Consider the following 25,142-nt stretch of genomic DNA (forward strand, 5'->3'; position numbering starts at 1 on the left):
AGGTCGACGACATGGCAACCTCCGGTCAGTGGTTCGCGGGCGCCCGCCCGCGCACGCTCCCCAACGCCGTCGTGCCTGTCATGGTGGGCACCGGCGTGGCCATCGGCGAGGGCGGCTTCGTGTGGTGGCGGGCGATCCTTGCGCTGTTCGTGGCGCTCTCCCTGCAGATCGGCGTCAACTACGCCAACGACTACAGCGACGGCATCCGCGGCACCGACGACCAGCGGGTCGGCCCCATGCGGCTGGTGGGCTCGCGGGCGGCCACGCCGCGGCAGGTGCTGACCGCCGCGCTGGGCAGCTTCGCCGTGGCGGCGGTGCTGGGGCTCGTCCTGGTCATCGTCACGCGGGCGTGGTGGATCCTGCTGGTGGGCGCGGCGTGCATCGCGGCCGGCTGGTTCTACACCGGGGGCAAGCACCCGTACGGCTACCGCGGCCTGGGCGAGGTCGCCGTGTTCGTGTTCTTCGGGGTGGTGCCCGTGGTGGGCACGGCCTTCGTGCAGACCGAGTCGCTCAGCTGGGCGGCGCTCGTCGCGTCGATTCCCGTGGGGCTGCTGTCGTGCTCGATGCTCGTGGTCAACAACCTGCGCGACGTCGGCACGGACGGCCAGGCGGGCAAGCGCACGCTCGCCGTGCTACTGGGCGCCGAGCGCACCCGCGCACTCTACGTCGCCTGCCAGGTGGTGCCGTTCCTCGTGGCGCTGGCCATGGTCCCGATCACGCCGTGGGCCGCGCTCGCGCTGCTCGCCGCGCCGCTGGCGGTCTCGCCGATCAGGGCGGTGCTGGGCAAGGCGGTCGGGCCCGCGCTGATCGCGGTGCTGCAGCAGACGGGGAAGCTGCAGATGGCGTACGGTCTGCTCTTCGCGGTGGGGCTGGCGTTCATCTTCTAGGGCGGACGGTCGTCTTCTAGGGTGGACGGGTGAAGGACTTCATCGCCGGTCTGCCCAAATGCGAGCTCCACCTGCACATCGAGGGCACCCTCGAGCCCGAGCTCAAGTTCGAACTGGCCAGGCGCAACGGCCTGCGGCTGCCCTATGCGAGCGTCGAGCAGATGCGGGCCGCCTACACCTTCGACAGCCTGCCGTCCTTCCTGCGGATCTACTACGAGGGCATGCGGGTGCTGCGCACCGAGCCCGACTTCTACGACCTGGCCATGGCCTACCTCCGCAAGGCCGCCGAGCAGAACGTCCGCTACGCCGAGATCTTCTTCGACCCGCAGGCTCACACCTCGCGGGGGGTGCCGTTCGACGTGGTGATCCGAGGGCTGCGGCGGGCGCTGATGGACGCGGAGGCGCGGCTCGGGGTGCGGGCGCAGCTCATCATGTGCTTCCTGCGCGACTTCCAGTCCGAATACGCGATGGCCACGCTGCTGGAGTCGTTGCCGCACAAAGAGTGGATCGCCGGCGTCGGGCTCGATTCCGACGAGAAGGGCAATCCGCCGGTGAAGTTCGCGGCGGTCTATGAGCGGGCCAGGCAGGAGGGCTATCTCCTGACGATGCACTGCGACGTCGACCAGGACGATGCGGCCGAGCACATCCGCCAGGCCGTCGAGGACATCGGCGTCAACCGGATCGACCACGGCGTCAACCTCCTGGAGGATCAGCGGCTGGTGGGAGCGGTCCTGGAGCGCGGCATGGGGCTGACCTGCTGCCCGATCTCCAACGGCTACGTCACCGACTCGATGAAGGCCGAGGACATCCGCAAGCTGATGGACCTGGGCGTGCGGGTGACGATCAACTCCGACGACCCGGCCTATTTCGGGGCCTATGTGGGGGAGAACCTGGAGGCCCTGCAGGGCGCGCTCCAGCTCACCAGGGACGAGCTGGCCCGGCTCGAACGCGACGCGTTCGAGATCGCCTGGCTGCCGCGGCACGTCAAGGACGCCTATCAAGCCGAGGTGGACGCCTACCTCTCCCGGGGGTGACGTGTCCAGCGTTATTACCGTTGGATAACCACGGGCATTCGGTGGCATAAAAGAGGCATCCTCTTGCTGGAGGGACGATGCCCGATTTCGCGATGCTCTCGGATGCGCCGGTGGATTGGCGGGGAGATCTGCTGCAGTTTCGGCGCTACGTTAATCCGCTTGTTTCGGTCATCACCCATCCCCGCACCCAGACGCCTTTGACCATCGGGATTTTCGGCGCTTGGGGAAGCGGGAAATCCACCCTGCTCCGCATGGTCGACGAGCGGCTCCTCGATCAGCACGGCGACGATTTCGTCCGGGTGCATTTCAACCCGTGGGTGCACCGCCGAGAGCCCGAGATGTTACTTCCGCTCCTGAACGCCCTGCACGACACGCTCAACGCCGACCCCGGCCGCCGTTTCGCCGACACCGTACGGCGACTCGGCACGATCATGCTGAACCTCGCCGCCGACGAGGTGCTGAAAAGGGTCAACCTGGGCTCGGTGAGCGTGGAGAAGATCGGCAGGCTCGCCCAGCAGTACGCCGAGCTCCGCGGCCAGGTCGACAGCCAGACCGGCCGGCTGCGCGGGCTGCTGCAGCAGGAGGCCGACCGCCTGGCCGCCACGGGCAAGACGATCATCTTCTTCGTGGACGACCTCGACAGGTGCGAGCCCGACCAGATCATCGACGTGCTCGAATCGATCAAGTTGTTCCTGGACCTCAGGAACGTCTTCGTGATGATCGCGCTCGCCAAGGATGTGGTCGACCGCGGGGTGTCGGTGAAGTATCAGCCGTTCGGCTTCTCCGACCACGCCACCGTCGCCGACGACTACCTCGACAAGATGATCCAGCTCCCGCTGCACCTCTACCCGCTCGGCCCGGCGGAGGTGGGGGCCTTCATCCGCGATTCGCTCCCCGGCGAGATGGCCGCCATGCATGGGGAGACGCTGGAACGGATCGTCGCGCCCAACCCTCGCAAGATCAAGCGGGTGCTCAACCTGTTGCGCTTGACCGAGGCCGTCATCGACAACACCCCCGGCCTCGCCGGACTGCACACCGACCTGGTGGTGCGGCTGGTGGTGCTGCGCGTGCAGAGCCCCGAGCTGTTCGCGGATGTGGTGCGGCAGCCGGCCCTGCTGGTCGCGCTCGAACTCGCCTACCAGGACAAACTGGTCACCGACGTGCTTCAGGGGTTCCAGGCGCGCTTCGGCGCCCAGGCCGACGAGCTGCAGCGTCTGACCCAGGCCCACCACGACAGGCACGCCTTCCTGGCACCGTTGTTCGCCGGCTCCACCTTCGAGGCGTCCGCAGGCGAGCTGCCCGCCTACCTGACCATGATCGGCGGATGAGATGCCGCCCGCCGCCCGTTACGAGCTCTACGGCCTGCGGTCCGGCAACCCGTACACCTGCCGGCCGCTGAACGCCGTCGCCGACGACGCCGACCGCGCACGCATGCTGGAGCTGGCCGGCTTCGTGCGGCTCGCGACGATCAAAGAGGCCGTCGAGACGGGCGTCAGCGAGAAAGGCCCGGTGTTCTTCCTCATCAACGGCGTGAGCAAGAGCGGCAGGACATCCCTGGCCAACCACGTGATGAGCCTCTACAGGCACGCCGCCGGGCTCGGCGAGAGCTTCGCCACCCACTGCGCGGAGCCCGAGGAGATGACCCAGGACCCCTATCCGATGATGTGCTCGACGCTGCTCTCCCTGCGCAACAAGATGAACGAGCAGGCCATCGCCATCCCCGACGTGCTGCGCGAGCGCTTCGCCGAGCTGGGCAGGCGGACGCACACCGACCAGATGAACGCGTACGACCTGCAGGAGATCGCCGGGCTCACCGGCTCGACCTACGCCGCGGCGAAGAGAGGCTTCGGCATCCGGTACGAGAGCGTCCCGACGAAGAAGCTGATCAGCCTGGCCACCAAGGTGTTCGAGAACACCCGTACCGTCGTCGTGTTCACGGTCGACGACTACGACCACGCCAACACCTTCAGGCTGACCAGGGCGGAGCGGGAGCGGCTGGCCTCCCACGTGCACGTCGTCGATCTGAGCGCCCTGACAGGGGAGCAGGTGGCACAACTGGCGCGCGGACGCTGGACGGGCCGGCCGCCCTCCCCCTTCCACGAGGAGGGCGTGAAGAGCGCCTTCAGCGGTCGCCCCTACACCGTCGGGCGGGCGATGCAACATCTGGAGCTGCTGCTGGAGTTCCGGCTGCGCGAGTACGACAGGGACGACCCCTGGCCCACGGACGACCTGCACATGCCCGAGAGCTGGCTGGTGAACCGGATGTACCAGCGCGAGAGATGGAACGGGCTTGGAGGCATCGATGGCTGACTACCCCGCGCGCAACCCCTTTCCCGCCCGTGGCACGTCCAGCGCCGAAGAGACGTCCCTGCCGGGCTTCCTGAGCGACTGGGCGCGCAGCACGCCCACCGCGCTCCTGCCGGGCGTGCGTGACGTCGTGCGCCAGGCCCGGGCCTACCTGGCGGCGTTCGACGGCGACGGCGGCCTCCATTGTCTGTACGGCGCGCACGGGATCGGCAAGACGCACGCCGCGCGGTCCATGATGGCGGTCGTCAACGAGGAGTCCCCCGACGCCGTTCAGCTCTACCTGAGATTCCAGGACGACGACTTCGTCGCCGCCTACCGGCGCATGGTCTCCCAGCTTCCGCTGAGCCTGCTGGTGGAGCTGAGCCTGAGCTACCTCGACACGCTCGCGGACGACCTTTCCGGCCGCGCGGTGAGGCCGGCCGCCGGGGAGTCCCGGCGGTCCGGCCCGTTCGTTCCTGATCCGGTGGAGTCCGGGGAGGTGCTGGAGGAACAGGCCAAGGAGATCGCCGCGGTGGCCGGCGACTGGCCGCAGTTCCAGCGGGCCCTGTCGTACCTGACGCGGCCCGGGTTCGCCGACGACGCCTACGACTGGTTGTGCGGGCGGCCGATCAGCCCGGAGTCCTCCAGGGCGCTCGGGGTCAGCGCCCAGATCGACGACCCGCTCACCTGCCGTTACGGCCTGCAACTGCTGACCAGGTTGGTGACCAGGGGCGGGCGGCCGTTCGTGATGGTGCTCGATCAGTGCGAGAAGTTCCTGCTCGACGACGGCGACCCGGTGCCCAGGAACATCGGGATCCTGCACGGTCTGGTCGAGGCCGTCCCGCGGGCCCGCGGGATGCTCGTCCTCGTGGCGAGCGAGGCGGGCTGGGAGTGCATGCCGCAGGATCTCCGCCAGCGGCTGGGCGCCGGCGCCTGCCACATGCTGCCGCTCACTCCTGGCGAGGCGACGCTGGTGCTGGCCACCTACATCAACGCCGTCCGGCAGTCGGACGGCGACGACGTCTGGCCGTTCACCGAGGCGGGCGTGCTGGAGCTGCTGCGGCACAGCGGCGGCAACGTCCGCCTGCTGCTCCAGCTGGCCTGGGCTGCCTTCGAAGCCGCGGCTCCTGGAGGACTCATCGACGCCGGGCTGGTCGCGACCGCCTCCGCCCGGCACGGCCGCGCGCCCAGTTTCGCCGCCCTGGCGACGCTCGTCGAGAGAGAGCTGCGCGCCTGCGGGCTCGCCGCCGAGCGGGTCGAGGAGAACGGCGCCGTCACGTCGTTCGAGCTGCCCGGCGGTTCCGCGCCGAGAGCCGTGATCAGGTTGTCCGAGGCCATGTTCTTCGACGACGAGGTGGCCATCGCCGACGAGATGGTCACCAGGCGCTCCGGTGCTCCGGCGGCGTTCACCGCGCTCCTGGTCACGGGATACGTCAGCCCCACCGTGCTCACCGTGTTGCGCGAGGCGATGCACGTGGTCCTGGTCGCCGACGGCTCCCCCGGCTTCGGGCGCGCCCTGGACGAGCTCGTCAAGCGACTGGCCGCCATACCGGCCGGCTCCGGCGAGCCGCTCCCGCAGGACGAGACCCTGCGGGAGTTGCGGACGCGGATGGACGACCTGGTCGCGGCGCGCCAGGGCGAGGTACTGGCGCTGCAGCGCAGGCTCGACGACGTGGCCGAGCGGCTCGACCGCGAGCGGCAGCGCCGCCCCGACTGGCCGGCCCGCCGGGTGGAGCTGGTGGAACGCATCACCGAGTTCAGGGACGCGCGGGCCGCGACCGACTGGCTGGAGTTCAGCAGGGCCGGCACGGTCGCCGCGCGCAGGCGGACGAGGCTGCTCTCCCTGCTGGCCCTGACCGTCGTCGCGGCGGCCGTCCTGTTCGCCGCGGCGCCCGCGGTCGGCATGCTCCCCTTGCGGTGGGCGCTGATCGTCGGCGGCGTCGCCGCGCTCGTCGCCGCGGCCCTGCTCTGGAGGTCGCCGGCGGCGTCGAACGTACGTCACGCGGTGGCGGGCGCGGAGTCCAGGCGCGACCTCGACCGCCTGGCCCGTGAGGCGGGCACGCGCGCCGGCCCGCACGCCGCCGACCCGGTCGGACGCTACGCCTACGCGCTCCGCGAGGACCCCGACGACGGTTACCAGCGGCTTGTGGAGGCCATGCTGGCCGAGCCGCTCGCGATCGTCAGGCAGGCCCTGGGGCGCCGGCTGGCCGTCTCTGAGCGCTCGCCCGCCCAGTGCGTGCCGGACGTGCTGCGTGGGCTGCGTGAAGGGTGTCCGGAGATGCTGCTCCTGCTGGCGCGCAGGCAGCGGCATGCCGAGTCGGAGCTGCCGCCGCGCGTGCTCCGCGATCTGCCTCCCGAGCTGCGCGTCCTCGTGGCCCTGGCCAACCCGGGAACGCTGGGGCTGGCCGACGGCGCGATGTCCAGGCAGCCGGCCGAGCTCGCGCTCGAGGCGCTCGGCGTACGCGGGCTGCTGCACCCGCTCGCGCTGGCCTTCCGCGGCGGCGTCAGCCAGATCATGCCGATCGAGATCCCGCCGAGCGCCCTCAGAGCCACCGCTCATCTGCTGTCGCCACTGGAGCCCGGCGGATTCGGCACGTACGACTGGTTGCCGCTGATCGCGGAAATCGATGAGCTGTTTCTGTTCTTTGAGGAGTTGCTCTATTACCAGGAAGAAAATCGCATTAACCGCCATAAATCTTGACTCGCCGTCCAAGTCGTGAGACATAAGGACCGGGGTCCAACGCAGCACTCCGCCATGAGCGACGGCCGGTTGAGGCGCGAGAGCGAAGAGGTATCCGTTGTCAGGAAACCCTGCATCGAGACCACTGCTCACCCTGGGATTCCCGGAATTCCTCGACGTCGACGCGCTGCTGGCGACCGGCTGGAAGCCGCTCGCCTTTCAGCAGTTCATCCTGAAAATCCACAGCCGCTGCGACCTGTCCTGCCGCCACTGCTACGTGTACGAGATGGCCGACCAGAGCTGGCGCGACCAGCCGCGCAGGATGTCCGACGCCATCGCCGACCGCGCGATCCACCGCATCGCGGAGCATGCCACCCGCCACGACCTGCCGGAGATCGACGTCATCCTGCACGGCGGCGAACCGCTGCTCGCGGGCCCCGCGCTCATCACGCGACTGGTCGAGGGCGTGCGCGGCGCGGTCGACACGGGCACCAGGGTCAACGTCCACGTCCAGACCAACGGGGTGCGGCTCGACGAGTCGTACCTGCGGCTGTTCGAGTCGCTGGAGGTGCGTGTCGGGGTGAGCCTGGACGGCGACGCCAAGGGGCAGGACCGCCACCGCCGCTTCGCCGACGGCCGCGGCAGCCACGCCCTGGTCAGCGAGTCGTTGTGGCGGCTGACCGCCGGACCTTACCACCACCTGTTCAGCGGCATCCTGTGCACGGTCGACGTGCGCAACGATCCCTTGCGGACGTACGAGGCGTTGCTGGAGTTCGACCCGCCGGCGATCGACTTCCTGCTGCCGCACGGCAACTGGGCCGCGCCACCGCCCTTCCGCGACCCCCACTCGCCGGCCACACCGTACGCCGACTGGCTCATCCGCATCTTCGACCGCTGGTACGAGAGCCCGGTCCTGCACACGGAGGTCCGGCTCTTCCGGGAGATCATGCGCCTGGTCATGGGCGGCTCCTCCCGGGCGGAGAGCGTCGGGTTGTCACCCGTCCGCATGGTCGTGATCGAGACCGACGGCGGCATCGAGCAGTCCGACATCCTGAAAAGTGCCTATCACGGCGCGCCCGAGACCCGGCTCCACGTGCTCAGCGACTCTCTCGACAGGGCGTTACGGCACCCCGCGATCGTCGCCAGGCAGATCGGCGAGCAGGCGCTCTCCGTCACCTGCCACCGCTGTGATCTCATGTCCGTCTGCGGGGGCGGCCACTACGCCCACCGCTACCATCAGGCCACCGGCTTCGCCGAGCCGTCGGTCTACTGTCCAGACCTGTACCGGCTGATCACGCACATCGCGACGCGCTGCGAGCGTGATGTGGCCCGGCTGCGGGGAGCCGGATGAACGCCGTCCACACAGTGTCCGGCGCCGCGTTCGCCGGGCTGGCCGCAGGTGAGGGAGGCGCGCAGGCCGTGGGCGAGTTGTGCGCCGCCCAGGCGAGCAAACACCGGCTCCTGGTACGGCTGCTCGTGGCCGAGGCGCACCGGACCGGACACCCGCACACCGCCCTCGTGTCCCGCGCCTACTCGGTCCTGTCCGAGTTGGAGACCGCCTTCCCCGCGGAGGTCGACCGCTGCCTGCGCCATCCGGCGGTGGGCGCCTGGGCGCTGCACACCTGCCGGACGCTGCCCGCCGGCGGCGGCGACCCGGGGCGGCTCTCGGCGGTCGCGCTGGCCGCGGCGATCCGCACCCGCAGCGCCTGCCGCCTGGAGGTGCCCGTGCCCGGCGGCGAGCTCATGCTGCCCTCGCTCGGGCTGCTGACCCTGCCCGGAGACCTGCCCGAGGTGGTCCAGGCGACCGTCGAACCCGCGGAGGACGGGGCTGAGCTGCACGTCGGCGGCCGCGCGCACCGGGTGAGCCTCTCGGGCGACGAGCCGGGCTGGCAGGCCCTGCACCACATCCCCGTCTCGCCGGACGTGCGCATGACCATCGACGACCTCGACCCCTACCGCTGGCCGGGCGACGACGTCGGCGAACGCCTGACCGGCGAGCGACGGCAACGATGGGCGGCCTGCCTGCGCGAGGCCTGGCAGGTGCTGCTGACCCGCCACCCGACGGTGGCCGGGGAACTCGCGGCGGCGGTCTCGGTGCTCACGCCCGTGGTGACCACGTCACTCGAACAACACAGCGCTTCCGCGCGGGACACGTTCGGCACGATCGCGCTGTCCGACCCGATCGACGGGATCGGCATGGCCCTCACCCTGACGCACGAGCTCCAGCACACAAAGCTGAACGCCCTGAGCGAAGTGGTGGAGCTGGTCGCTCCCGACGACGGCCGCCGCTTCTACGCGCCGTGGCGTCCCGACCCACGCCCGGTCTTCGGGTTGCTGCACGGCGCGTACGCGCACGCGGGCGTCGCGAGATTCTGGCGGCGGCACACCGACGACCCGGAGCACGCGCAGCGTGCCCAGGTGGAGTTCGCCCGCTGGCGCGAGGCCGCGTACCAGGTCACCGGCACCCTCCTCGGCAGCGGCGCGCTGACGGAGGCCGGCACGCACCTGGTCACCACGCTGCGCGGCACGCTCGCACGCTGGCTGGCCGAGCCGGTCACGCCGGCCGCGGCCGTCCAGGCCCGGCTGCGGTCCGAGAACCACAAAGCGACCTGGGCCGGCACCCGCACGTGACGCGGACCGGCATCAGATGGGCGGCGGGTCGAAGTCGCAGTTGAGCCGCTCACCTGCGAGAACAGCGAGGGTTTCCGGGTGGTCACGACCCATGACCGCGCCCAGCCGTTGCGAGGTCTCCGTCAGCAACCGCTCCGACTCTCCCTTCATCCCCGTCGCCTGCAGGTCCTGGGCCAGGTTGGCGGCGCAGACGAGACCGAGGTAGTGGTCCGGGTTGAAGCGAGCCTGGATCAGCCGGTGGGTCTCCTCGCCCTGCAGACGGGCCTGCTCGTGCAGGCCCAGCGCTGCCAGGTCGTTCTGCAGGTTGATGGCGCACGTCAAGGAATAGTCGTGATCCCGGCCGATCCGCTCGGAGAGACTGGCCAAACACCGCTCATTGAGCTCCCGCGCCGCGGCGGCCTCGCCGTCCAGGCGCATGAGCAGCGCCACATTGACCTGGGCCGCATGGGTGAACGGGTGATCGTCCCCGAACACCCCGGGGTAGTGCGGAAGCGCGCGCTGCGCCGTCTCCCTCGCCTCTTCGAACTCACCGGCTGCCCGCAGCGCGTTGGACAAGGCGATGGCCGCCGCCATCGTGTCGGCGTTGCCGTCTCCGTACAGCCGGAACAGGCGCGTGTGAGTGTCCCGCATCAGTTCCAGCGCCTCGGTCAGCCGCCCGCTCCTGCGCAGCGAGATGGCGAAGTCCTTCGCCGCCCGCAGGGTGATGGGATGGTCGTCTCCCAGATGTGACACCCCGTACGTGTACGCTTCCTCGGCCATGTCGGTCGCGATCTGGCACTTGCCGCTGAGTCGTACCGCTCGGCTCAGATTGGTCCACGTCAGGAGCAGAACGCGCCGGCCGACTCCCTCCGTGACGCTTCTGTGGAGGTAGACCTCCTGGAAGATCTGCTGCGCCTCGATGTAGTCGCTGGTGAGGGCGAAGTCCAGAGCAAGGTTGTTGCGAGCCCGCAGGCTGTTGTTGTCGATCTCGCCGTGCAGCCGCCGGTAGCCCTCGTAGACCTCCGCGTCGAGCTCCCGGGCGCGGAGGAAGTCGCCGCGGCCACGGAGCGCCCCGGCGTAGCTGTTCTTGCCCCACAGCGTTTCCGGGTGCTCTGGACCGAGAGACTCGATCATCTGATCGACGGTCTCCTTCATGAGCTCATCAGCCCTGACGTACATGGTCAGGGCGAGCTGAACGAGCCCCAGGTGAATGCGGGCCACCAGCACGTCGGAATGCCGTTCGCCGCTCGCCTCCGTCCACCGCGTGATGTACTGGTTCAGCAGCGCCTGCGCCTGCCGGTAACTGCCGCGCACGTACAGGTAGCGTACGAGGTTGAGGGCGAACTTGCGCGCGATCGGCGCCTTGCAGTCGATCAGTCCCGACGGCTCCAAGTGAGCGGCGAGTTCGTCGAACTGGGACCACTTGGTCGTGTCGTCAGGGTCGCTGGGCGCGCTGCCCGCCAGCAGGAGGTGCACTTCGTGGCGGAACTCCGTGCGGTCCTTCTCATTGGTCTCATCGCGTAGCAGCGCCTGGTTGAGCCGGTGGACCTGGAGCGTGCGCGCGGACGGCTCGACCTTGACCAGCGCCAGGCGTTCCAGGTTGCTCAGGGCATTGGTCAGTTCGATCGGGTCGGACAGGATGGGCATGAGGCGAGGGCCGACCGCTCTGTTGCCGCGGCGGAAGACGTCTCGCGGGATGGGCTCGGGCCCGAAGAACGCGCAACAGCGCAGCACCTCGACCGCAGCCGGGACTCGATCCTCCAGTTGGGCGACGGAAAGTTGCCACGCGGCGGTCATGGACTGCGGATAGGTCGGAGCCTTCTCGAGGCTGAGCAGCCTGCTCGCCTGCTCGTCCAGCAGCGAGACGTATTCCTCGACCGACATCAAGGTCCTGGCCAGCAGGGCGCTGGCCTGCTCCAGCGCGAGCGGCAGGTCCCCGAGCTTGTCGGCCAGGAGATCCGCCTCCTGCTGCGCGATCGCATCGCCCAGGCGCTTGGCGAGGAAGGCGATGCTCTCCTCACGCTTGAAGACGTCGACCTCGATGGTGGGCTCATGGTCGCTCCAGCGTGAGTTCCGCGACGTGATGAGGACGTGGCCGGGCCCTCTGGGAATGAAGTCCTTGATGTATTCCGGCTCTTCGGCGTTGTCGAAGATCAAGAGCCAACGTCTGTAAGGCGCCCCGCTCTCCAGCGTGCGTAACACGGACTGCGTGGCCTGCTCCACTCCGGTGCTGGTCGCCGGCGGCAACCCGAGCGCCTGGGCCATTCCCGCCAGCACCGACGGAACGAGCAACGGCTGATCGGCGGAGACCCACCAGACCAAGTCGTAGTGATCGCGATATTGCCACGCGTATTCGATCGCCAGCTGGGTCTTACCGACACCCCCGAGACCCTGCAGTGCCTGGGGCTGGGCCACGACCGCGGTCACGGTGTTGATGCTCTTCCTGAGAGCCGTCAGGAGGTCTGCGCGGCCGGTGAAGTTGGGATTGCGCTTCGGAACCCTTTCCCAGATCTTCTGTCCAGGCGTCATGGGCTGAGAATGCTCCGTCATGTCGATCCTCCGCTTCACGCCCGAAGAGCCGGTAACCGTGGACCCATCCTAGAGGTTGATAAGTCGAGCCGCTTATCACAGAATCATAATAAGGAACTTGTCTGAACGTGTTGCAGACCGGCCGGGCGGGCACCTGATAAGTGCCCGCAAGTTGTTTGATATTCGGGTGGCCAAAATGGACGGAGTGCGTATGCGTGACGGACAGTACACATCCTGCAGCCTGATCGACGTGTCCAACCTTCCGCTGAGCAGCCTGGGCGAGATGGAGAGCGCCGCACTCCGGGCAGCGGTGGTCTCCTGCCTGAACGACGACAAGGAGCAACTAGCGAGATTCGACAGTTCCATCTGAAGCATTTCTCCGCTCCTCCCGCAGCCGAACACGAGAACCGCACTTCTCGCAACGGAGAACGGAGCGTCACTGCGGACGGGTGCGCGCGGCCACCACGTGCGCGAAGATGTATGCCATCTTTCGCCACGGAGGAAATGTGCGGTGAAACGCGGCTGCGGATGGGATCGACATGGTTATGGCCGGCACAGACTCACAGCACGTGACGCTGACCCCCTATAAGGGCTTGCGTGCCTTCCGCACAGAGGATCGGCATCGGTTCTTCGGGCGTGACGCGGAATCCCATCAGATTTGCGACCTCTGGCAGACACAGCGGCTGAGCGTCCTTTACGGCGCTTCGGGCATCGGGAAGACCTCGCTGATTCTGGCGGGCGTGATGCCGCTCCTCAGCCCGAACAAGATCGACGTCCTCCCCCTCGGGAGGGTGTCCTACGGGTCCTCTTTTCCGCGGGCGGCGTTGCCTCCTCATAATCCGTACGTCCTGGCCCTGTTGTTGTCCTGGTCCCCGCTGGCTCCCCCCACCCGGCTCGCCGGCATGACGATTTCGGCGTTCCTGCGCAACCGCCCCGTCAAGCGCGACGCCTATGGAGATCCGACTCTCACCCTGATGGCCATCGACCAGGTCGAAGAGCTCTTCTCTCACGGCCGGCGACATCAGCTCTACCGCGACTGGTTCTTCGGCCAGCTCGCAGAGGCGCTGCGCCAGGATTCGCGCCTCCACCTGCTGCTGTCGATCCGCGCGGATCGGCTGACGGATCTGCGGAAGTATGAGCCGGAGCTGACCCGCGCCGCCCCGGCAGCGGACGGCGCCGCCCCCGAACGTTTCGCTCTCGAGGCGTTGAACTTCGACTCCGCACTGGAGGCGGCGCGTCGGCCGATCCAAGGCACGGGACGCGCGTTCTCAGGAGGCGCGGGCGAACGGCTGGTACGCGACCTCGTCACGGTCAGGACACGCTCCGGCAGCCGCCCGCAGCCCGAGGGCGCCGACCCGGCCCAGCTCCAGGTGGTCTGCGAGGCGCTGTGGAACACTCTGCCCGCGGAGACCACCGAGATCTCGAAGAGCGACGTGCTCGGACACGTTGACAGGACTCTGTCGTGGCATTATGCCGGAGAAATCCGACAGATCGCCGCCGACCGGTTCAGCGGCGACGACCCTCGGCTGAGGACATGGTTGCGGCTGACCTTCCTCGATCCGGCGGGAGGCAGCAGAACGGTCAAGCAGAGCGCGATCAGGACAGCGGGGATCGGCAGGACCGTGATCGCTCTGCTGGTGAAGCGGCGCATCCTCCGGGCTGACCAGGACATGGGCGAACGGCTGTACCAGCTCGCTTACGACCGGATGCTCCAGCCCGTCGGGCAGGACGACCGGACATCGCACCCGTACGTGGAGCCGGGACCCGCGGAGCTCCTCCGCGAGGCGGAGAGCGCGGTGCGCGAAGGCGATCTCCTGCTGGCGGCCAGGCTCTGCGAGGAGGTGCTGGCCGGGTCCGTGGAGAGCGACCTCCGGCTGCGGGCGCACGTCGAGTCGCTGCTCGGCAACATCGCGCACGAGCAGAGGGATCTCGATGACGCGATCCTCCACTACAGCAATGCCGCCAAAAGCTTCGAGACCGCCGGAGCGGTGACCGCAGTCGGGCCGTTTCTCACCGCCATCGGGCGGCTCCGGCTGGCGCAGGGGTCACCCGAAATCGCTGTGCGCGAGTTGCACGCCGCGGTGGTCCGGGTGCCCGGGGATCTCACGATCCAGACGGAGCTGGCGTGGGCGCTGTGGCATGGCGGACATCCGGGCGCGGCCGTAAGCGTACTCGACGGTGTTCTCGACAGGGAGGGCAACAACACCGACGCGCTGCTCAGCCGCGGACAGATCCTGGCCGGCATGGGCCGGCCCCTTGCAGCGCTGCAGGACCTCGAACGGGCAGGTCCACTGCGATGGCCGTTCGCCAAGGTCGCGCACGCGCTCGCGCTCGCGCAGACCGAGAGCATCAAAGATGCTCAGCAGGAGATGGTCGAAGCCCTGGCGGAAGAGGACATGGAGCACGGTCCGCTGCTGTTGTATGCGGCGAGAGTCGAACAACTCGCGGGTGAGATCTCCTCGGCGGTGGACCTGGCTCGACGGGCGATCTCCGCTAAGGCCCCCGCTCTGCCTCACCACATGGCCCAGGACGCCCGGCGACTGGTCGATGCCGCCCTCTGATCCAAACGGTCAGACATGTCGCTGCGCGGGGGGCGATATGAGACTTCTCCGGAAACCCCGCATGGCGGTGCCGGCCACGGCCACACATGTCATCGCGACGAGCAGGACGATCGAGCCGCCTGACACATCGCACCATGTCACCAGGAGACCTCCCAGAGGCGCGGAAAGACAGACGGCGCCGTGAGACGACAAGCGAGCAGCCCCGACCACGCGGGCCAGCATGTCAGGGGCGACGCACTCCACCTCCATGGTTTTGATCGACACGTTGCTCAGAGCGCCGACGAAACCGGTGATGAACAGGGCCATGGCGAAGAAGGCCGGCCGCGCATGGAGCAGAAACGCTCCTACGGCCGCGGTGGACAGGGCCATGACCCAGACCCACATGTGTATGAGGAGCATGAACCGTCTCGGCTTGATATAGGCGGCAGAAAGCCCTCCGAGGGTTCCTCCCACGCCGGCCAGCCCGAGCACGAGCCCGACCGTCAGCGGAGCCAGGTCGCCCGAGCCGGCGACGAAGAGCATGATCAGTGCGTTGACCATGAGGTTGGTGATGGTGATCAACACGACCGACGCGCGGAGGAACGGCTGGCTCGCGAGGATGCGAAACCCCTCCAGCAGGCTGCGTCTCAGCGGCAGGGGGGCGGGGCCTCTGCGAGGTTGGGCACGCAGCCCGAGCGACAGGACATAGGTGAGGGTAAAAAGTACAGCATTCACCACGAAAGGGATAAAAAACCCCAAACCAAACAACAAGCCGCCAAGAGGCTTGCCCGCAAGCGACGCCAGATGGTTGGTGCTCTCGGTCTTGGCCACCGCATTACGAAGTTTGCCCGGCCGTACGAGTGACGGCATCAGGGATGTGCCGGCCAGCGAATGGAGGACCCACATCCCGCCCTCCAGGAGCGCGGCCAGCACGATGTGCCCCAGAGACGGGCCCCCGGCGGAGAGTGCCACACATACGCTGACGACGGTGAGCGCTCGCACGGAATCCGCGAAAAGGAGAACTCTACGAGGTGGTATTCGGTCAACCAGAACCCCGCCCGGAACGTAGAGAATCAAGATCGGTATCGTCAGAACGAACCCCGTCAGCCCGGCGGCGGCCGGCGAGCCCGTCATCGCCAGAGCCAGGAGCGGATAGACCACGCCGAGCGTGCGCGTGCCGATCGAGGAGATGACCGAAGCCGCCCAGACGAGCGCGAAGTCCGTCGCTCTCGTACGGCGCGGAAAATCGCGCCTCACGGTGAAGATCTCTTCCACGCCCCGCCCCAGTCGTTTCCCTCAGGCGCATGTGTCTTCTGCCATCAATACAGGTAGGCCATGGCGACAAGCCGCCTCCGACAAATGGACGGGAAGATTTTGGAGAAGATTGGCACCTGCAAACCGCAGGATTATAGCCGACGCAATCTTCACTGCCGACGCAACGATCCCAATTTTAGTCAGGCCGAAACCTAGCCTTTAGGGGGATGTCCCATTTGTCATATAAAGTGCAGCTTTGGAGGGATAGTAGATATTGGCGTTACGGATCATCTTTCATCAATAATGTGATCCATGGTCGAGTCAAGTGGTGATCAGCATCTTATGGTCGACAATGACCGGTTGGTCACAGATCTTACGGCGCTCGGGGTGGAGTACGGGCAGGTCCTGCTGGTGCACTCATCCCTGCGGTCCTTAGGCCATGTCGAGGGCGGGGAGGGCGCGGTCGTCTCCGCGCTGCGTGGTGTGCTCGGCCCCGACGGCACCCTGGTGGTGCCCACCGGAACGTCCGCCAACTCCGACACCTCTCCCCTTCACCGCGACGCGATCACCGGGATGTCGGCCGGCGAGGTCGCCGCGTACCGCGCGCGTATGCCGCCCTACGACCCGGCGACGACCCCCACCAACGTCATGGGCCGCGTCCCCGAGCACGTCCGCAGGCTACGAGAGGCGCTGCGCAGCGCCCACCCCCTGACCTCCTTCGCCGCCGTCGGCCCGCTGGCCGCCAAGATCATTGACGGACACGCCCGTGACTGTCTCCTGGGCGAACGCTCCCCGCTGGCCAGGCTGTACGACGCCGGCGCGTCGGTGCTGCTGCTCGGCGTCGGCTACGACAAGTGCACGGCCTTCCACCTGGCCGAATACCGCTACACACGGTGCCCGCAGCGCCGCGCTTACCGGGCTGTGGTGGACGACGGCGCGGGGCGGACATGGTGTGCGTTCGAGGACGTGGCGCTGGACGACAGCGACTTCGCGATCGTCGGCGCCGCCTTCGAGCGGACGGGAGTCGTGCGCGTCGGCCGGGCCGGGCAGGCGCGTGCCCGGTTGTTCTCGCTGCCCGACGCCGTCGACTACGCCGCCCGCTGGTTCGCCGCGCACCGCCTGCCCCAGAGCCGTTAGCGGCGCATCACCACGCGGGGGGCGACCTCGATGCCGAGCTTCCGTTCGTGCTCCACCAGCGCGCGCAGCTCGGGCCCCCACTCCGGCTCGGGCAGCACCGTGAAGCCGTGCCGGGCGTACCACGGTGCGTTCCACGGCACGTCGCGGTAGGTCGTCAGCGTCACCGCCGGCGCATCGGAGGCCCGCGCGTGGTCGATCACCGCGGCCATCAGCCGCCCGCCGATGCCCTGGCGCATGCTGCGCGGGTGTACGGCGAGCTGGTCGAGATGCACGTTGCCGTCGACCCGGCCCAGCAGGGCGAACCCCGCGGGCGGGTCCCCCTCGACCAGGACCCTCCCGGGGTCCTCGACCTCTTCGATCATGGTTGTCCCCGGTGGGAAGACGATCCCCACCTGCGCGAAGATCCCGTCGGCCGCCAGCTCGACGTCGGCCAGCCCCGACAGCTCATCCGCATCCGCCCAACGCACCATAAGAGCCTCCTGAGGGGACCGTCGCCTTCAGGCGACGGGGAATCGCGGGGCGAGAAGCCGCTCCCTTCAAGGAGCGGAGGAGTCACGACGACACGATGTCATGTCTCGGGCGGACCTCGCCTGGGGTACTAATCTTGGTGATCGTAGGCCCGGCTGTGCGGAGCCGGGGCCCTCTCCTCACGACGTGCCCACGACCGCCCGGTGGTGGGCACGTCGTGTGCGCCGGCTCCGGCAGGGTGCGCGGTCAGGGGCGAGGTCAGAGGTCGAGCAGCGGCTCGAGCCCCACGGTGAGACCGGGCAGCTCACGGACCCTGCGCACCCCGAGCAGCACGCCAGGTGCGAACGCCGACCTGCTCATCGTGTCGTGCCGGATGGTCAGAATCTCGCCGTCGCCGCCGAGCAGCACCTCCTGGTGCGCGATCAGCCCCGACAGGCGCACCGCGTGCACGTGGACGCCCTCCACGTCGGCCCCACGAGCGCCGTCGAGCGCGGTGGTCGTGGCGTCGGGCATCCGGGCCGACCCCGCATCGGCGCGCGCCTCAGCGACCATCTCAGCCGTACGCCGGGCTGTGCCGGACGGCGCGTCGGCCTTGTTGGGATGGTGCAGCTCGACGATCTCGACGGACTCGAAATAGCGGGCTGCCCGCTGGGCGAAGTGCATCATGAGCACGGCGGCGATGCCGAAGTTGGGAGCGATCAGGCAGTTGGTGCCCGGCGATGCCGCCAGCCATCCGCGTATGGTCTCCAGCCGCCCCTCGTCGAACCCGGTCGTGCCCACCACCGGGTGGACACCGTGGCCGATGGCCCACTCGAGGTTGCCCATGACCACGTCGGGATGGGTGAAGTCGACGACCACCTCGGCGCCCGCGAGCCCCTCGATGGCGTCGTCCTTGTCGAGCGCGGCCACCAGCTCCATGTCGGTGGCGGCCTCGACCGCTTTGCGCACCTCCACGCCCACGCGGCCGCGGGCGCCGAGCACTCCTACCTTGATCACACCGACAACCCTATCGTCCTGCCCCGACGCGCTCGCCGACGTCCCTGCCCGCGCCGCCCGATCATCTTCACCGGCGGGTGCGCCGGCTGCTGCTCTCGCTCCCATGCAGGAGCCCCGGCCCGAGCCCCGGCCCGAGGACCTGCCTGAGGACCGGAGCGCTGCGTACGGTAGCGGCAGGTCAGCTGATCGCGTCGGTGAAATCCTTGTCGCCGTACGGGCCGATCACGGCGAGCGTGAGCGGCCGGTTGAGCACGTCGGCGGCCACCTCGGAGATCTCGTCGGGCGTGACGCCCTCGATGCGCGCCAGCACCTCGTCCACCGACATCAGCTCGTCGTAGACCAGCTCGTTCTTGCCGATGCGCGACATGCGCGAGCCGGTGTCCTCCAAGCCGAGCACGAGACCGCCGCGCATCTGGCCCTTGCCGCGCATGATCTCGTCGGCGGTCAGGCCCTCGGCCACCACCCTGGACACCTCGTCGCGGCAGATCTTGAGCACGTCGTCGATCTTCGAGGGCAGGCAGCCCACGTAGATGCCGAACTGGCCGGTGTCGGCGTAGGCCGAGGTGTAGCTGTAGGCGGAGTAGGCCAGGCCGCGCTTCTCCCTGATCTCCTGGAAGAGCCGGGACGACATGCCGCCGCCCAGCGCGGCGTTGAGCACGCCGAGCGCGAACCTGCGGTCGTCGGTGCGGGCCATGCCGGTCGTGCCCAGCACCAGGTTGGCCTGCTCGGTCGGCCGGTCGAGCACCGTGACGCCCGAGCGGGTCCCGGCGCCGGGGCCGCTGGTGCGCGGCGGGGCGAACTCGGCCGGGCCGTCGAGCATGCCCGCCCGCTCGTAGGCCCTGGTGACCAGCTCGACGACCTCTTCGTGGCGTACGTTGCCCGCGACGGACACGACCGTGCGGCGGGGCCGGTAGTAGCGGCGGTAGTACTCGGCGATCCGGTCGCGTCCCAGGGTGTTGATCGACTCGACCGTGCCCAGGATGGGCCGCCCGATCGGCGAGTCACCGTAGAGCGCGGCGGCGAACTGCTCGTGCACCACGTCGGACGGGTCGTCGTCGTGCATGGCGATCTCTTCGAGGATCACCCCGCGCTCCGACTCGACGTCCTGCTCGGCCACCAGCGAACTGGTCACCACGTCGGCGAGCACGTCGACCGCGATCGGCAGATCCTCGTCGAGGACGCGCGCGTAATAGCAGGTGTACTCCTTGGCGGTGAAGGCGTTGATCTCACCGCCGATGCCCTCGATGGAGGCGGAGATCTCCATGGCCTCGCGCGTGGGGGTGCCCTTGAACAGCAGGTGTTCGAGGAAGTGGGTGGCGCCCATGTGTTCGAGGGCCTCGTCGCGCGAGCCGATGCCGACCCACATGCCGACCGCGACGCTGCGCACGGTCGGCATGGTCTCGGTCACCACGCGCAACCCACCCGGCAGGACGGTGCGCCTCACCACCCCGGCGCCGTCTTTGCCGGGGTGCAGCGTGGTCGTGCTCACGGAGACTCCTTCGTGAGCACGCCGCCGTTGATGATGGTTGCCTGGCTGAGCTCGCTCACGAGTTGCGGTCGTCCCCCTCGTTACGGCTGCTGCGCACGCGGGTGCGGGTGCGGCGGGGCCGCTCGGACCGGTCGTCGGCGGCCGGCGCGGGCTGCTCAGGAGCGGCGTCGCCGCCCTCGTCGGACCCGGAAGCGGCTTTCGCCTCCTTCTCCGCGGCCTCCTTCTCGATGACCTCGACCGGCACCAGGGAGAGCTTGCCCCGGCCGTCGATCTCGGCGATCTCCACCTGGATCTTCTCGCCGACGGCCATGACGTCTTCGACGTTCTCGATGCGCTTGCCGCCGTGCAGCTTGCGGATCTGCGAGACGTGCAGCAGGCCGTCCTTGCCGGGCATCAGCGAGATGAACGCGCCGAAGGCCGCGATCTTGACGACCGTGCCCAGGTAGCGCTCGCCGACCTCCGGCATGTGCGGGTTGGCGATGGCGTTGATCGCCGATCGCGCCGCCTCGGCGGACGGGCCGTCGGTGGCGCCGATGTAGATCGTGCCGTCGTCCTCGATGGTGATCTCGGCGCCCGTGTCGTCCTGGATCTGGTTGATCATCTTGCCCTTCGGGCCGATGACCTCGCCGATCTTGTCGACCGGGACCTTGATGGTGATGATGCGCGGCGCGGTCGGGTTCATCTCCGCCGGAGAGTCGATCGCCTCCTGCATCACGTCGAGGATCGCCAGGCGGGCGCCCTTGGCCTGCTTGAGCGCGCCGGCCAGCACCGAGGCGGGGATGCCGTCGAGCTTGGTGTCGAGCTGGAGCGCGGTGATGACGTCCTTGGTGCCGGCGACCTTGAAGTCCATGTCGCCCATGGCGTCTTCGGCGCCGAGGATGTCGGTCAGCGTGACGTAGGTGTCACCCTCACCGATCAGGCCCATCGCGATGCCCGCGACCATCTCCTTGAGCGGCACTCCGGCGTCGAGCAGCGCCATCGTGGAGGCGCAGACCGAGCCCATCGAGGTGGAGCCGTTGGAGCCGAGCGCCTCGGAGACCTGGCGGATGGCGTACGGGAACTCCTCGCGCGTGGGCAGCACGGGGATCAGCGCCCGCTCGGCGAGCGCGCCGTGGCCGATCTCGCGGCGCTTGGGCGAGCCCACCCGGCCGGTCTCGCCGGTGGAGTAGGGGGGGAAGTTGTAGTTGTGCATGTAGCGCTTGGTCCGCTCGGGGTTGAGCGTGTCGATGACCTGCTCCATGCGCAGCATGTTGAGCGTGGTGATGCCCATGATCTGGGTCTCGCCGCGCTCGAACAGCGCCGAGCCGTGCACCCGGGGCACCACGTGCACCTCGGCCGACAGGGCGCGGATGTCCTTGGTGCCGCGACCGTCGATGCGGACACCCTCCTTGATGACCCGCTCGCGCATGAGCTTCTTCATCACCGAGCGGAAGGCGGCGGAGATCTCCTTCTCGCGCCCCTCGAACTCCGGCAGGAGCTTCTCGGCGGCCAGCGCCTTGACCTTGTCGAGTTCGTTCTCGCGCTCCTGCTTGCCGGCGATGGTCAGCGCGGCGGCCAGCTCGGTCTTCACCGCGGCCTCGACGGCGTCGTGGACGTCGTCCTGGTATTCAAGGAAGACCGGGTATTCGGCCGTCTCCTTGGCCGCGACCCGCGCGATGCGCGCCTGCGCCTCGCACAGCACCTTGATGAAGGGCTTGGCGGCATCGAGGCCCTGGGCGACGGTCTCCTCGGTCGGCGCGACGGCGCCTTCTGCGACCAGCTTGAGCGTGTCCTTCGTGGACTCGGCCTCGACCATCATGATCGCGACATCGCCGTCGGCGAGCACACGGCCCGCCACGACCATGTCGAACGTGGCCCGCTCCAGCTCGGGGTGGGTCGGGAACGCCACCCACTGGCCGTCGATCAGCGCGACGCGCACGCCGCCGATCGGGCCGGAGAACGGCAGGCCGGCCAGCTGGGTGGACAGCGACGCGGCGTTGATCGCCACCACGTCGTAGAGGTGGTCGGGGTTGAGCGCCATCACGGTGGCGACGACCTGGATCTCGTTGCGCAGACCCTTGACGAAGGACGGGCGCAGCGGCCGGTCGATCAGGCGGCAGGTGAGGATGGCGTCCTCGGAAGGACGGCCCTCACGGCGGAAGAACGAGCCGGGGATGCGGCCCGCGGCGTACATGCGCTCTTCGACGTCGACCGTGAGCGGGAAGAAGTCGAAGTTCTCCTTGGGCGACTTGGACGCGGTGGTGGCCGAAAGCACCATCGTGTCGTTGTCGAGGTAGGCGACGGCGGAACCCGCCGCCTGGCGTGCGATGCGACCGGTCTCGAACCGGATCGTGCGCGTGCCGAACGAGCCGTTGTCTATGACGGCTTCAGCAGTGTGGACACCCTCCACGGGGGACCTCCTTGTGGTCGGTCTCCCGCGCCCTTTTCTCACCGGCACCCTCGTTAGGTGCAGCGCCGGTCTTCGATCGAAGCGCCCGGTCTTTCTTACCGGAAGCCACTACCGAGGACCGGCCCGCAGGCGTCGCGGGTCGCATGGTGCTAAGCGGACGCGGGGGCTGTGTGTCTCGGATCTTCAGTTGTACGCCGGGCGCGGGAGGCGTGTGTCGCCACGCGCCCGGACACATGGCTGCGGCCATATGCGAAGGGAGCGGCGCGGACGCCGCTCCCTTTCATGCTATCGGCGCAGGCCGAGCCGCTCGATGAGCGAACGGTAGCGCTGGATGTCGACCTTCTGCAGGTATTTCAGCAAGCGGCGCCGGCGGCCGACGAGCAGCAGCAGGCCACGACGGCTGTGGTGGTCGTGCTTGTGCGTCTTCAGGTGCTCGGTGAGCTCGCTGATGCGCTTGCTGAGCAGGGCGATCTGAACCTCGGGCGACCCGGTGTCGCCATCGGCCGTCGCGTATTCGCTGATGATGGACTTCTTGGCAGCGGTGTCGAGGGACACGGCTCTCCTTCGAGCTACGGGCACGCACGAGTGATGTGAGTGTGCGAACGACCGTGCGTGCCTACAGTCGCCGCGTGAAGGCCGTCATGGGCAGCGCGCAGCACCGCCGCTACAGAGCCGACATGCAAGGTTACCACCTTGTCCAGGGTGTCGGGACACACGGCGCGGGACACGCGGAGGCGGGTCGTGGGTCAGCCGGTGATCCTCCGGGTGGTCTCGACGTCGGTGTGAATCTGGGCGATCAGCGCTTCGATCGACTCGAAGCGGGTGTTGCCGCGCAGCCGCGCCGCGAACTCGACCGCGACGTGCGCGCCGTACAGCTCCAGGTCGTCGCGGTCGAGCGCGTACGCCTCGACGGTGCGCGGCACGCCCTCGAACGTCGGATTGGTGCCGACCGAGATCGCCGCCGGCCACCGCTCGCCCTCGTAGAGGGCGGGCAGGTTGGCGACGGGCACGCACTCCAGCCAGCCGGCGTAGACCCCGTCGGCCGGGATCGCGGTGTGCGGGGGTGTCTCCACGTTGGCGGTCGGGAAACCGAGCTGCCGCCCCCGCTGGTAGCCGCGCACGACCACACCCTCCACGCGGTGCGGCCGCCCGAGCCGCTCGCTCGCGCCCTCGACATCGCCGGCCACGAGCAGTTCGCGAACGGCGGTCGAGGAGACGCCGCCAAGCAGGGGCACGGCCTCTACCTCGAAATCGTATTTGTCGCCCAGCGTCCGCAATGTCTGGACGTCGCCGCTGGCTTCGTGCCCGAACACGAAGTCCTCCCCCACCACCACGACCGCGGCCCGCAGCCGCTCGGCCGCCACGCTCTGGACGAAGTCGTCAGGGCTGGTCCGCTGCAGCGCGAGGGTGAACTCCACCACGTCGACCTCGTCGATCCCCAGCGCGGCCAGCAGCGCGCCCCTGCGCCGCAGGCTGGTGAGCCGGTGCGGGTGAGACCCCGGCCGTACGACCTCCTCAGGATGCGGCTCGAAGGTGACGGCGACGCTCCGCAGCCCTCGCTCGCGGGCGATGGCCACCGCGCGCTCAATCACCCGCCGGTGCCCGCGGTGCACCCCGTCGAACACGCCGATGGTGACGACAGACCTTCCCGAACCCTGCACGCCAGGCCCCATTCGCTCGTCACGGATCAACCGCACCCAAGCCTGCCATGCGCGTCGCGGTCTCCCGCAACCCAGGGGGTTGTCGCCGCGCCGGCTCGTCCCGGCGCCCTTACTCCGGCAACGGATAGGATTGGGCATCGTGCCTCGTTACGCGCTTCTGATCCTGCCTGCCTTCAACCGGGTCTACGCCGAGAGCTCCGTCCGGCTGACCCGCAACGAGCTGGCCGTCTTCAGCGCGCGCGGCCTCGGCGGGCAGGTGGCGGCCGGCGACGAGACCGTCATCGGCGGCGTCCCCTACGTGACGTTCGAGACGGCGGAGCCGCTGGCGGAGCCGCACCTCTCGCTGCTGTCGAATCTCTCTTCCGGCTACGCCCTGTTCGGCGTGGAGGGCGAGCTGCTCAGGCCGCTGACCGTGCGCCCGCTCGACCGGCTCAGCAGCGACCTGATCACCATCCAGAAATACGCCGGCAAGACCAACGAACACTTCACCAAGCTGCTGCTCAACGTCACCGCGCTGGCCACAGGCAAGGGGCTGGGCGAGCGGCTGGCGGTGTTCGACCCGATGTGCGGCCGCGGCACGACCCTCAACCAGGCCCTCATGTACGGCTACGACGCCTACGGCCTCGACGTCGACGGCAAGGACTTCGAGGCGTACGCCGGTTTCATCAAGACCTGGCTGCGCAACAAGCGGCTCAAGCACACCGCCGAGACCGTGCCGGTGCGCCGCGAGCGGGCGCTGGCCGGGCGGCGGCTCAACATCACGTTCGGCCTGTCGAAAGAGGCGTTCAAGGCCGGCGACGTGCAGCGCCTGACCGTGGTCAACGCCGACACGCTCAAGAGCCGCGAGTTCTTCAAGCCGCGCTCGTTCGACGTCGTGGCGACCGACGCCCCCTACGGCGTCCAGCACGGCAGCAAGGGCGGCGGCGGGTTGTCGCGCAGCCCCATGGAGTTGCTGAGCAGGGCCGTGCCCGGCTGGGCCGAGCTGCTGCGCCCCGGCGGCGCGATGGGCATCGCCTGGAACACCTACGGTGGCAAGCGCGCCGAGCTGGCCAAGATCCTCGCCGGCGCCGGCCTGGACGTGATGGACTATCCCGACTTCGAGCACTGGGTCGACCAGGCGATCGTGCGTGACATCATAGTCGCCCGCAAACCCGGCTGACCCCGCTCACCTCGCGAAGGCGA

Annotated in this window: 19 protein-coding genes; 11 read left to right on the forward strand and 8 right to left on the reverse strand. The window is 68.8% G+C overall.

Annotated elements, in window-relative coordinates:
* The first annotated feature begins 11 nt into the window (after positions 1–11).
* The 7 genes from E1294_RS10450 (at position 12) to E1294_RS10480 (ending at position 9,518) form a co-directional block, all read left to right on the forward strand.
* The gene (locus E1294_RS10450) at positions 12–887 is read left to right on the forward strand and encodes a 1,4-dihydroxy-2-naphthoate polyprenyltransferase (protein WP_132507263.1); all 876 of its coding nucleotides are present in this window, start codon (positions 12–14) and stop codon (positions 885–887) included.
* A 29-nt stretch (positions 888–916) separates the two neighbouring features.
* Complete coding sequence (locus E1294_RS10455) at positions 917–1,921, forward strand: adenosine deaminase (protein ID WP_132507265.1); 1,005 nt, start codon at positions 917–919, stop codon at positions 1,919–1,921.
* 92 nt (positions 1,922–2,013) lie between these two features.
* On the forward strand, positions 2,014–3,249 hold the full coding sequence (locus E1294_RS10460) for a KAP family P-loop NTPase fold protein (protein ID WP_246082933.1): 1,236 nt from the start codon (positions 2,014–2,016) through the stop codon (positions 3,247–3,249).
* A gap of 1 nt (position 3,250) precedes the next feature.
* Positions 3,251–4,231, forward strand: a complete 981-nt coding sequence (locus tag E1294_RS10465; RefSeq protein ID WP_132507269.1) for a hypothetical protein — start codon at positions 3,251–3,253, stop codon at positions 4,229–4,231.
* Positions 4,224–6,908, forward strand: coding sequence for a hypothetical protein (locus E1294_RS10470; RefSeq protein ID WP_132507271.1), 2,685 nt, complete (start codon positions 4,224–4,226; stop codon positions 6,906–6,908). The genes E1294_RS10465 and E1294_RS10470 overlap by 8 nt, the downstream gene beginning before the upstream one ends.
* A 97-nt stretch (positions 6,909–7,005) precedes the next feature.
* Positions 7,006–8,238 (forward strand): FxsB family cyclophane-forming radical SAM/SPASM peptide maturase, encoded by a 1,233-nt coding sequence (locus E1294_RS10475; RefSeq protein ID WP_246082925.1) that lies wholly within the window; start codon positions 7,006–7,008, stop codon positions 8,236–8,238.
* Positions 8,235–9,518: an HEXXH motif domain-containing protein gene (locus E1294_RS10480; protein ID WP_132507273.1), complete on the forward strand. Its 1,284-nt coding sequence runs from the start codon at positions 8,235–8,237 to the stop codon at positions 9,516–9,518. Before E1294_RS10475 ends, E1294_RS10480 begins: the two co-directional genes overlap by 4 nt.
* A gap of 12 nt (positions 9,519–9,530) precedes the next feature.
* Here the strand turns inward: E1294_RS10480 and fxsT are convergent, their stop codons facing one another.
* Entirely contained in the window at positions 9,531–12,026 is a 2,496-nt protein-coding gene (gene fxsT / locus E1294_RS10485) for an FxSxx-COOH system tetratricopeptide repeat protein (protein ID WP_246082926.1), read from the reverse strand.
* Positions 12,027–12,144: 118 nt separating this feature from the next.
* Here fxsT and E1294_RS10490 point away from each other — a divergent pair, with 118 nt between their 5' ends.
* Both E1294_RS10490 and E1294_RS10495 read left to right on the forward strand, forming a co-directional pair.
* Positions 12,145–12,396 (forward strand): hypothetical protein, encoded by a 252-nt coding sequence (locus E1294_RS10490; RefSeq protein WP_132507277.1) that lies wholly within the window; start codon positions 12,145–12,147, stop codon positions 12,394–12,396.
* Between the two features lie 175 nt (positions 12,397–12,571).
* A complete protein-coding gene (locus E1294_RS10495) occupies positions 12,572–14,587 on the forward strand; it encodes an nSTAND1 domain-containing NTPase (protein WP_342775042.1) in 2,016 nt (671 codons plus the stop codon).
* Positions 14,588–14,596: 9 nt separating this feature from the next.
* Here E1294_RS10495 and E1294_RS10500 read toward each other — a convergent pair whose 3' ends face one another.
* Complete coding sequence (locus E1294_RS10500; RefSeq protein WP_165977212.1) at positions 14,597–15,841, reverse strand: MFS transporter; 1,245 nt, start codon at positions 15,839–15,841, stop codon at positions 14,597–14,599.
* A gap of 339 nt (positions 15,842–16,180) precedes the next feature.
* Between E1294_RS10500 and E1294_RS10505 the strand changes: the two genes are divergently transcribed.
* The gene (locus E1294_RS10505; protein ID WP_246082927.1) at positions 16,181–16,957 is read left to right on the forward strand and encodes an AAC(3) family N-acetyltransferase; all 777 of its coding nucleotides are present in this window, start codon (positions 16,181–16,183) and stop codon (positions 16,955–16,957) included.
* On the opposite strand, the gene E1294_RS10510 is transcribed toward E1294_RS10505, so the two are convergent.
* The 6 genes from E1294_RS10510 to E1294_RS10535 form a co-directional block, all read right to left on the reverse strand.
* Positions 16,954–17,427, reverse strand: a complete 474-nt coding sequence (locus E1294_RS10510; RefSeq protein WP_132507285.1) for a GNAT family N-acetyltransferase — start codon at positions 17,425–17,427, stop codon at positions 16,954–16,956. The genes E1294_RS10505 and E1294_RS10510 overlap by 4 nt on opposite strands.
* 256 nt (positions 17,428–17,683) lie before the next feature.
* The gene (gene dapB / locus E1294_RS10515; RefSeq protein ID WP_132507287.1) at positions 17,684–18,421 is read right to left on the reverse strand and encodes a 4-hydroxy-tetrahydrodipicolinate reductase; all 738 of its coding nucleotides are present in this window, start codon (positions 18,419–18,421) and stop codon (positions 17,684–17,686) included.
* Positions 18,422–18,599: 178 nt separating this feature from the next.
* Positions 18,600–19,910 carry a M16 family metallopeptidase gene (locus E1294_RS10520; protein ID WP_132507289.1) on the reverse strand — a complete coding sequence of 437 codons (1,311 nt, stop codon included), beginning with the start codon at positions 19,908–19,910 and terminating at the stop codon, positions 18,600–18,602.
* Positions 19,911–19,965: 55 nt separating this feature from the next.
* Complete coding sequence (locus E1294_RS10525; RefSeq protein WP_132507291.1) at positions 19,966–22,299, reverse strand: polyribonucleotide nucleotidyltransferase; 2,334 nt, start codon at positions 22,297–22,299, stop codon at positions 19,966–19,968.
* Positions 22,300–22,584: 285 nt separating this feature from the next.
* Positions 22,585–22,854, reverse strand: coding sequence for a 30S ribosomal protein S15 (rpsO, locus tag E1294_RS10530; RefSeq protein WP_132507293.1), 270 nt, complete (start codon positions 22,852–22,854; stop codon positions 22,585–22,587).
* Between the two features lie 191 nt (positions 22,855–23,045).
* Positions 23,046–23,972, reverse strand: coding sequence for a bifunctional riboflavin kinase/FAD synthetase (locus E1294_RS10535; RefSeq protein ID WP_132507361.1), 927 nt, complete (start codon positions 23,970–23,972; stop codon positions 23,046–23,048).
* Positions 23,973–24,099: 127 nt separating this feature from the next.
* Here E1294_RS10535 and E1294_RS10540 point away from each other — a divergent pair, with 127 nt between their 5' ends.
* Entirely contained in the window at positions 24,100–25,119 is a 1,020-nt protein-coding gene (locus E1294_RS10540; protein ID WP_132507295.1) for a TRM11 family SAM-dependent methyltransferase, read from the forward strand.
* The last annotated feature ends 23 nt before the right edge of the window (positions 25,120–25,142 follow it).

Source organism: Nonomuraea diastatica, from assembly GCF_004349015.1.
GTDB lineage: Bacteria > Actinomycetota > Actinomycetes > Streptosporangiales > Streptosporangiaceae > Nonomuraea > Nonomuraea diastatica.

What these genes read in the sequence shown, in the direction of transcription:
- E1294_RS10465 (WP_132507269.1), top strand. Translation starts at nt 3,251, where the DNA reads ATGCCGCCCGCCGCCCGTTACGAGCTCTACGGCCTGCGGTCCGGCAAC.
- E1294_RS10495 (WP_342775042.1), top strand. Translation starts at nt 12,572, where the DNA reads ATGGCCGGCACAGACTCACAGCACGTGACGCTGACCCCCTATAAGGGC.
- E1294_RS10480 (WP_132507273.1), top strand. Translation starts at nt 8,235, where the DNA reads ATGAACGCCGTCCACACAGTGTCCGGCGCCGCGTTCGCCGGGCTGGCC.
- fxsT (WP_246082926.1), bottom strand. Translation starts at nt 12,026, where the DNA reads ATGACGCCTGGACAGAAGATCTGGGAAAGGGTTCCGAAGCGCAATCCC.
- E1294_RS10450 (WP_132507263.1), top strand. Translation starts at nt 12, where the DNA reads ATGGCAACCTCCGGTCAGTGGTTCGCGGGCGCCCGCCCGCGCACGCTC.
- E1294_RS10510 (WP_132507285.1), bottom strand. Translation starts at nt 17,427, where the DNA reads ATGGTGCGTTGGGCGGATGCGGATGAGCTGTCGGGGCTGGCCGACGTC.
- E1294_RS10470 (WP_132507271.1), top strand. Translation starts at nt 4,224, where the DNA reads ATGGCTGACTACCCCGCGCGCAACCCCTTTCCCGCCCGTGGCACGTCC.
- E1294_RS10535 (WP_132507361.1), bottom strand. Translation starts at nt 23,972, where the DNA reads ATGGGGCCTGGCGTGCAGGGTTCGGGAAGGTCTGTCGTCACCATCGGC.
- E1294_RS10460 (WP_246082933.1), top strand. Translation starts at nt 2,014, where the DNA reads ATGCTCTCGGATGCGCCGGTGGATTGGCGGGGAGATCTGCTGCAGTTT.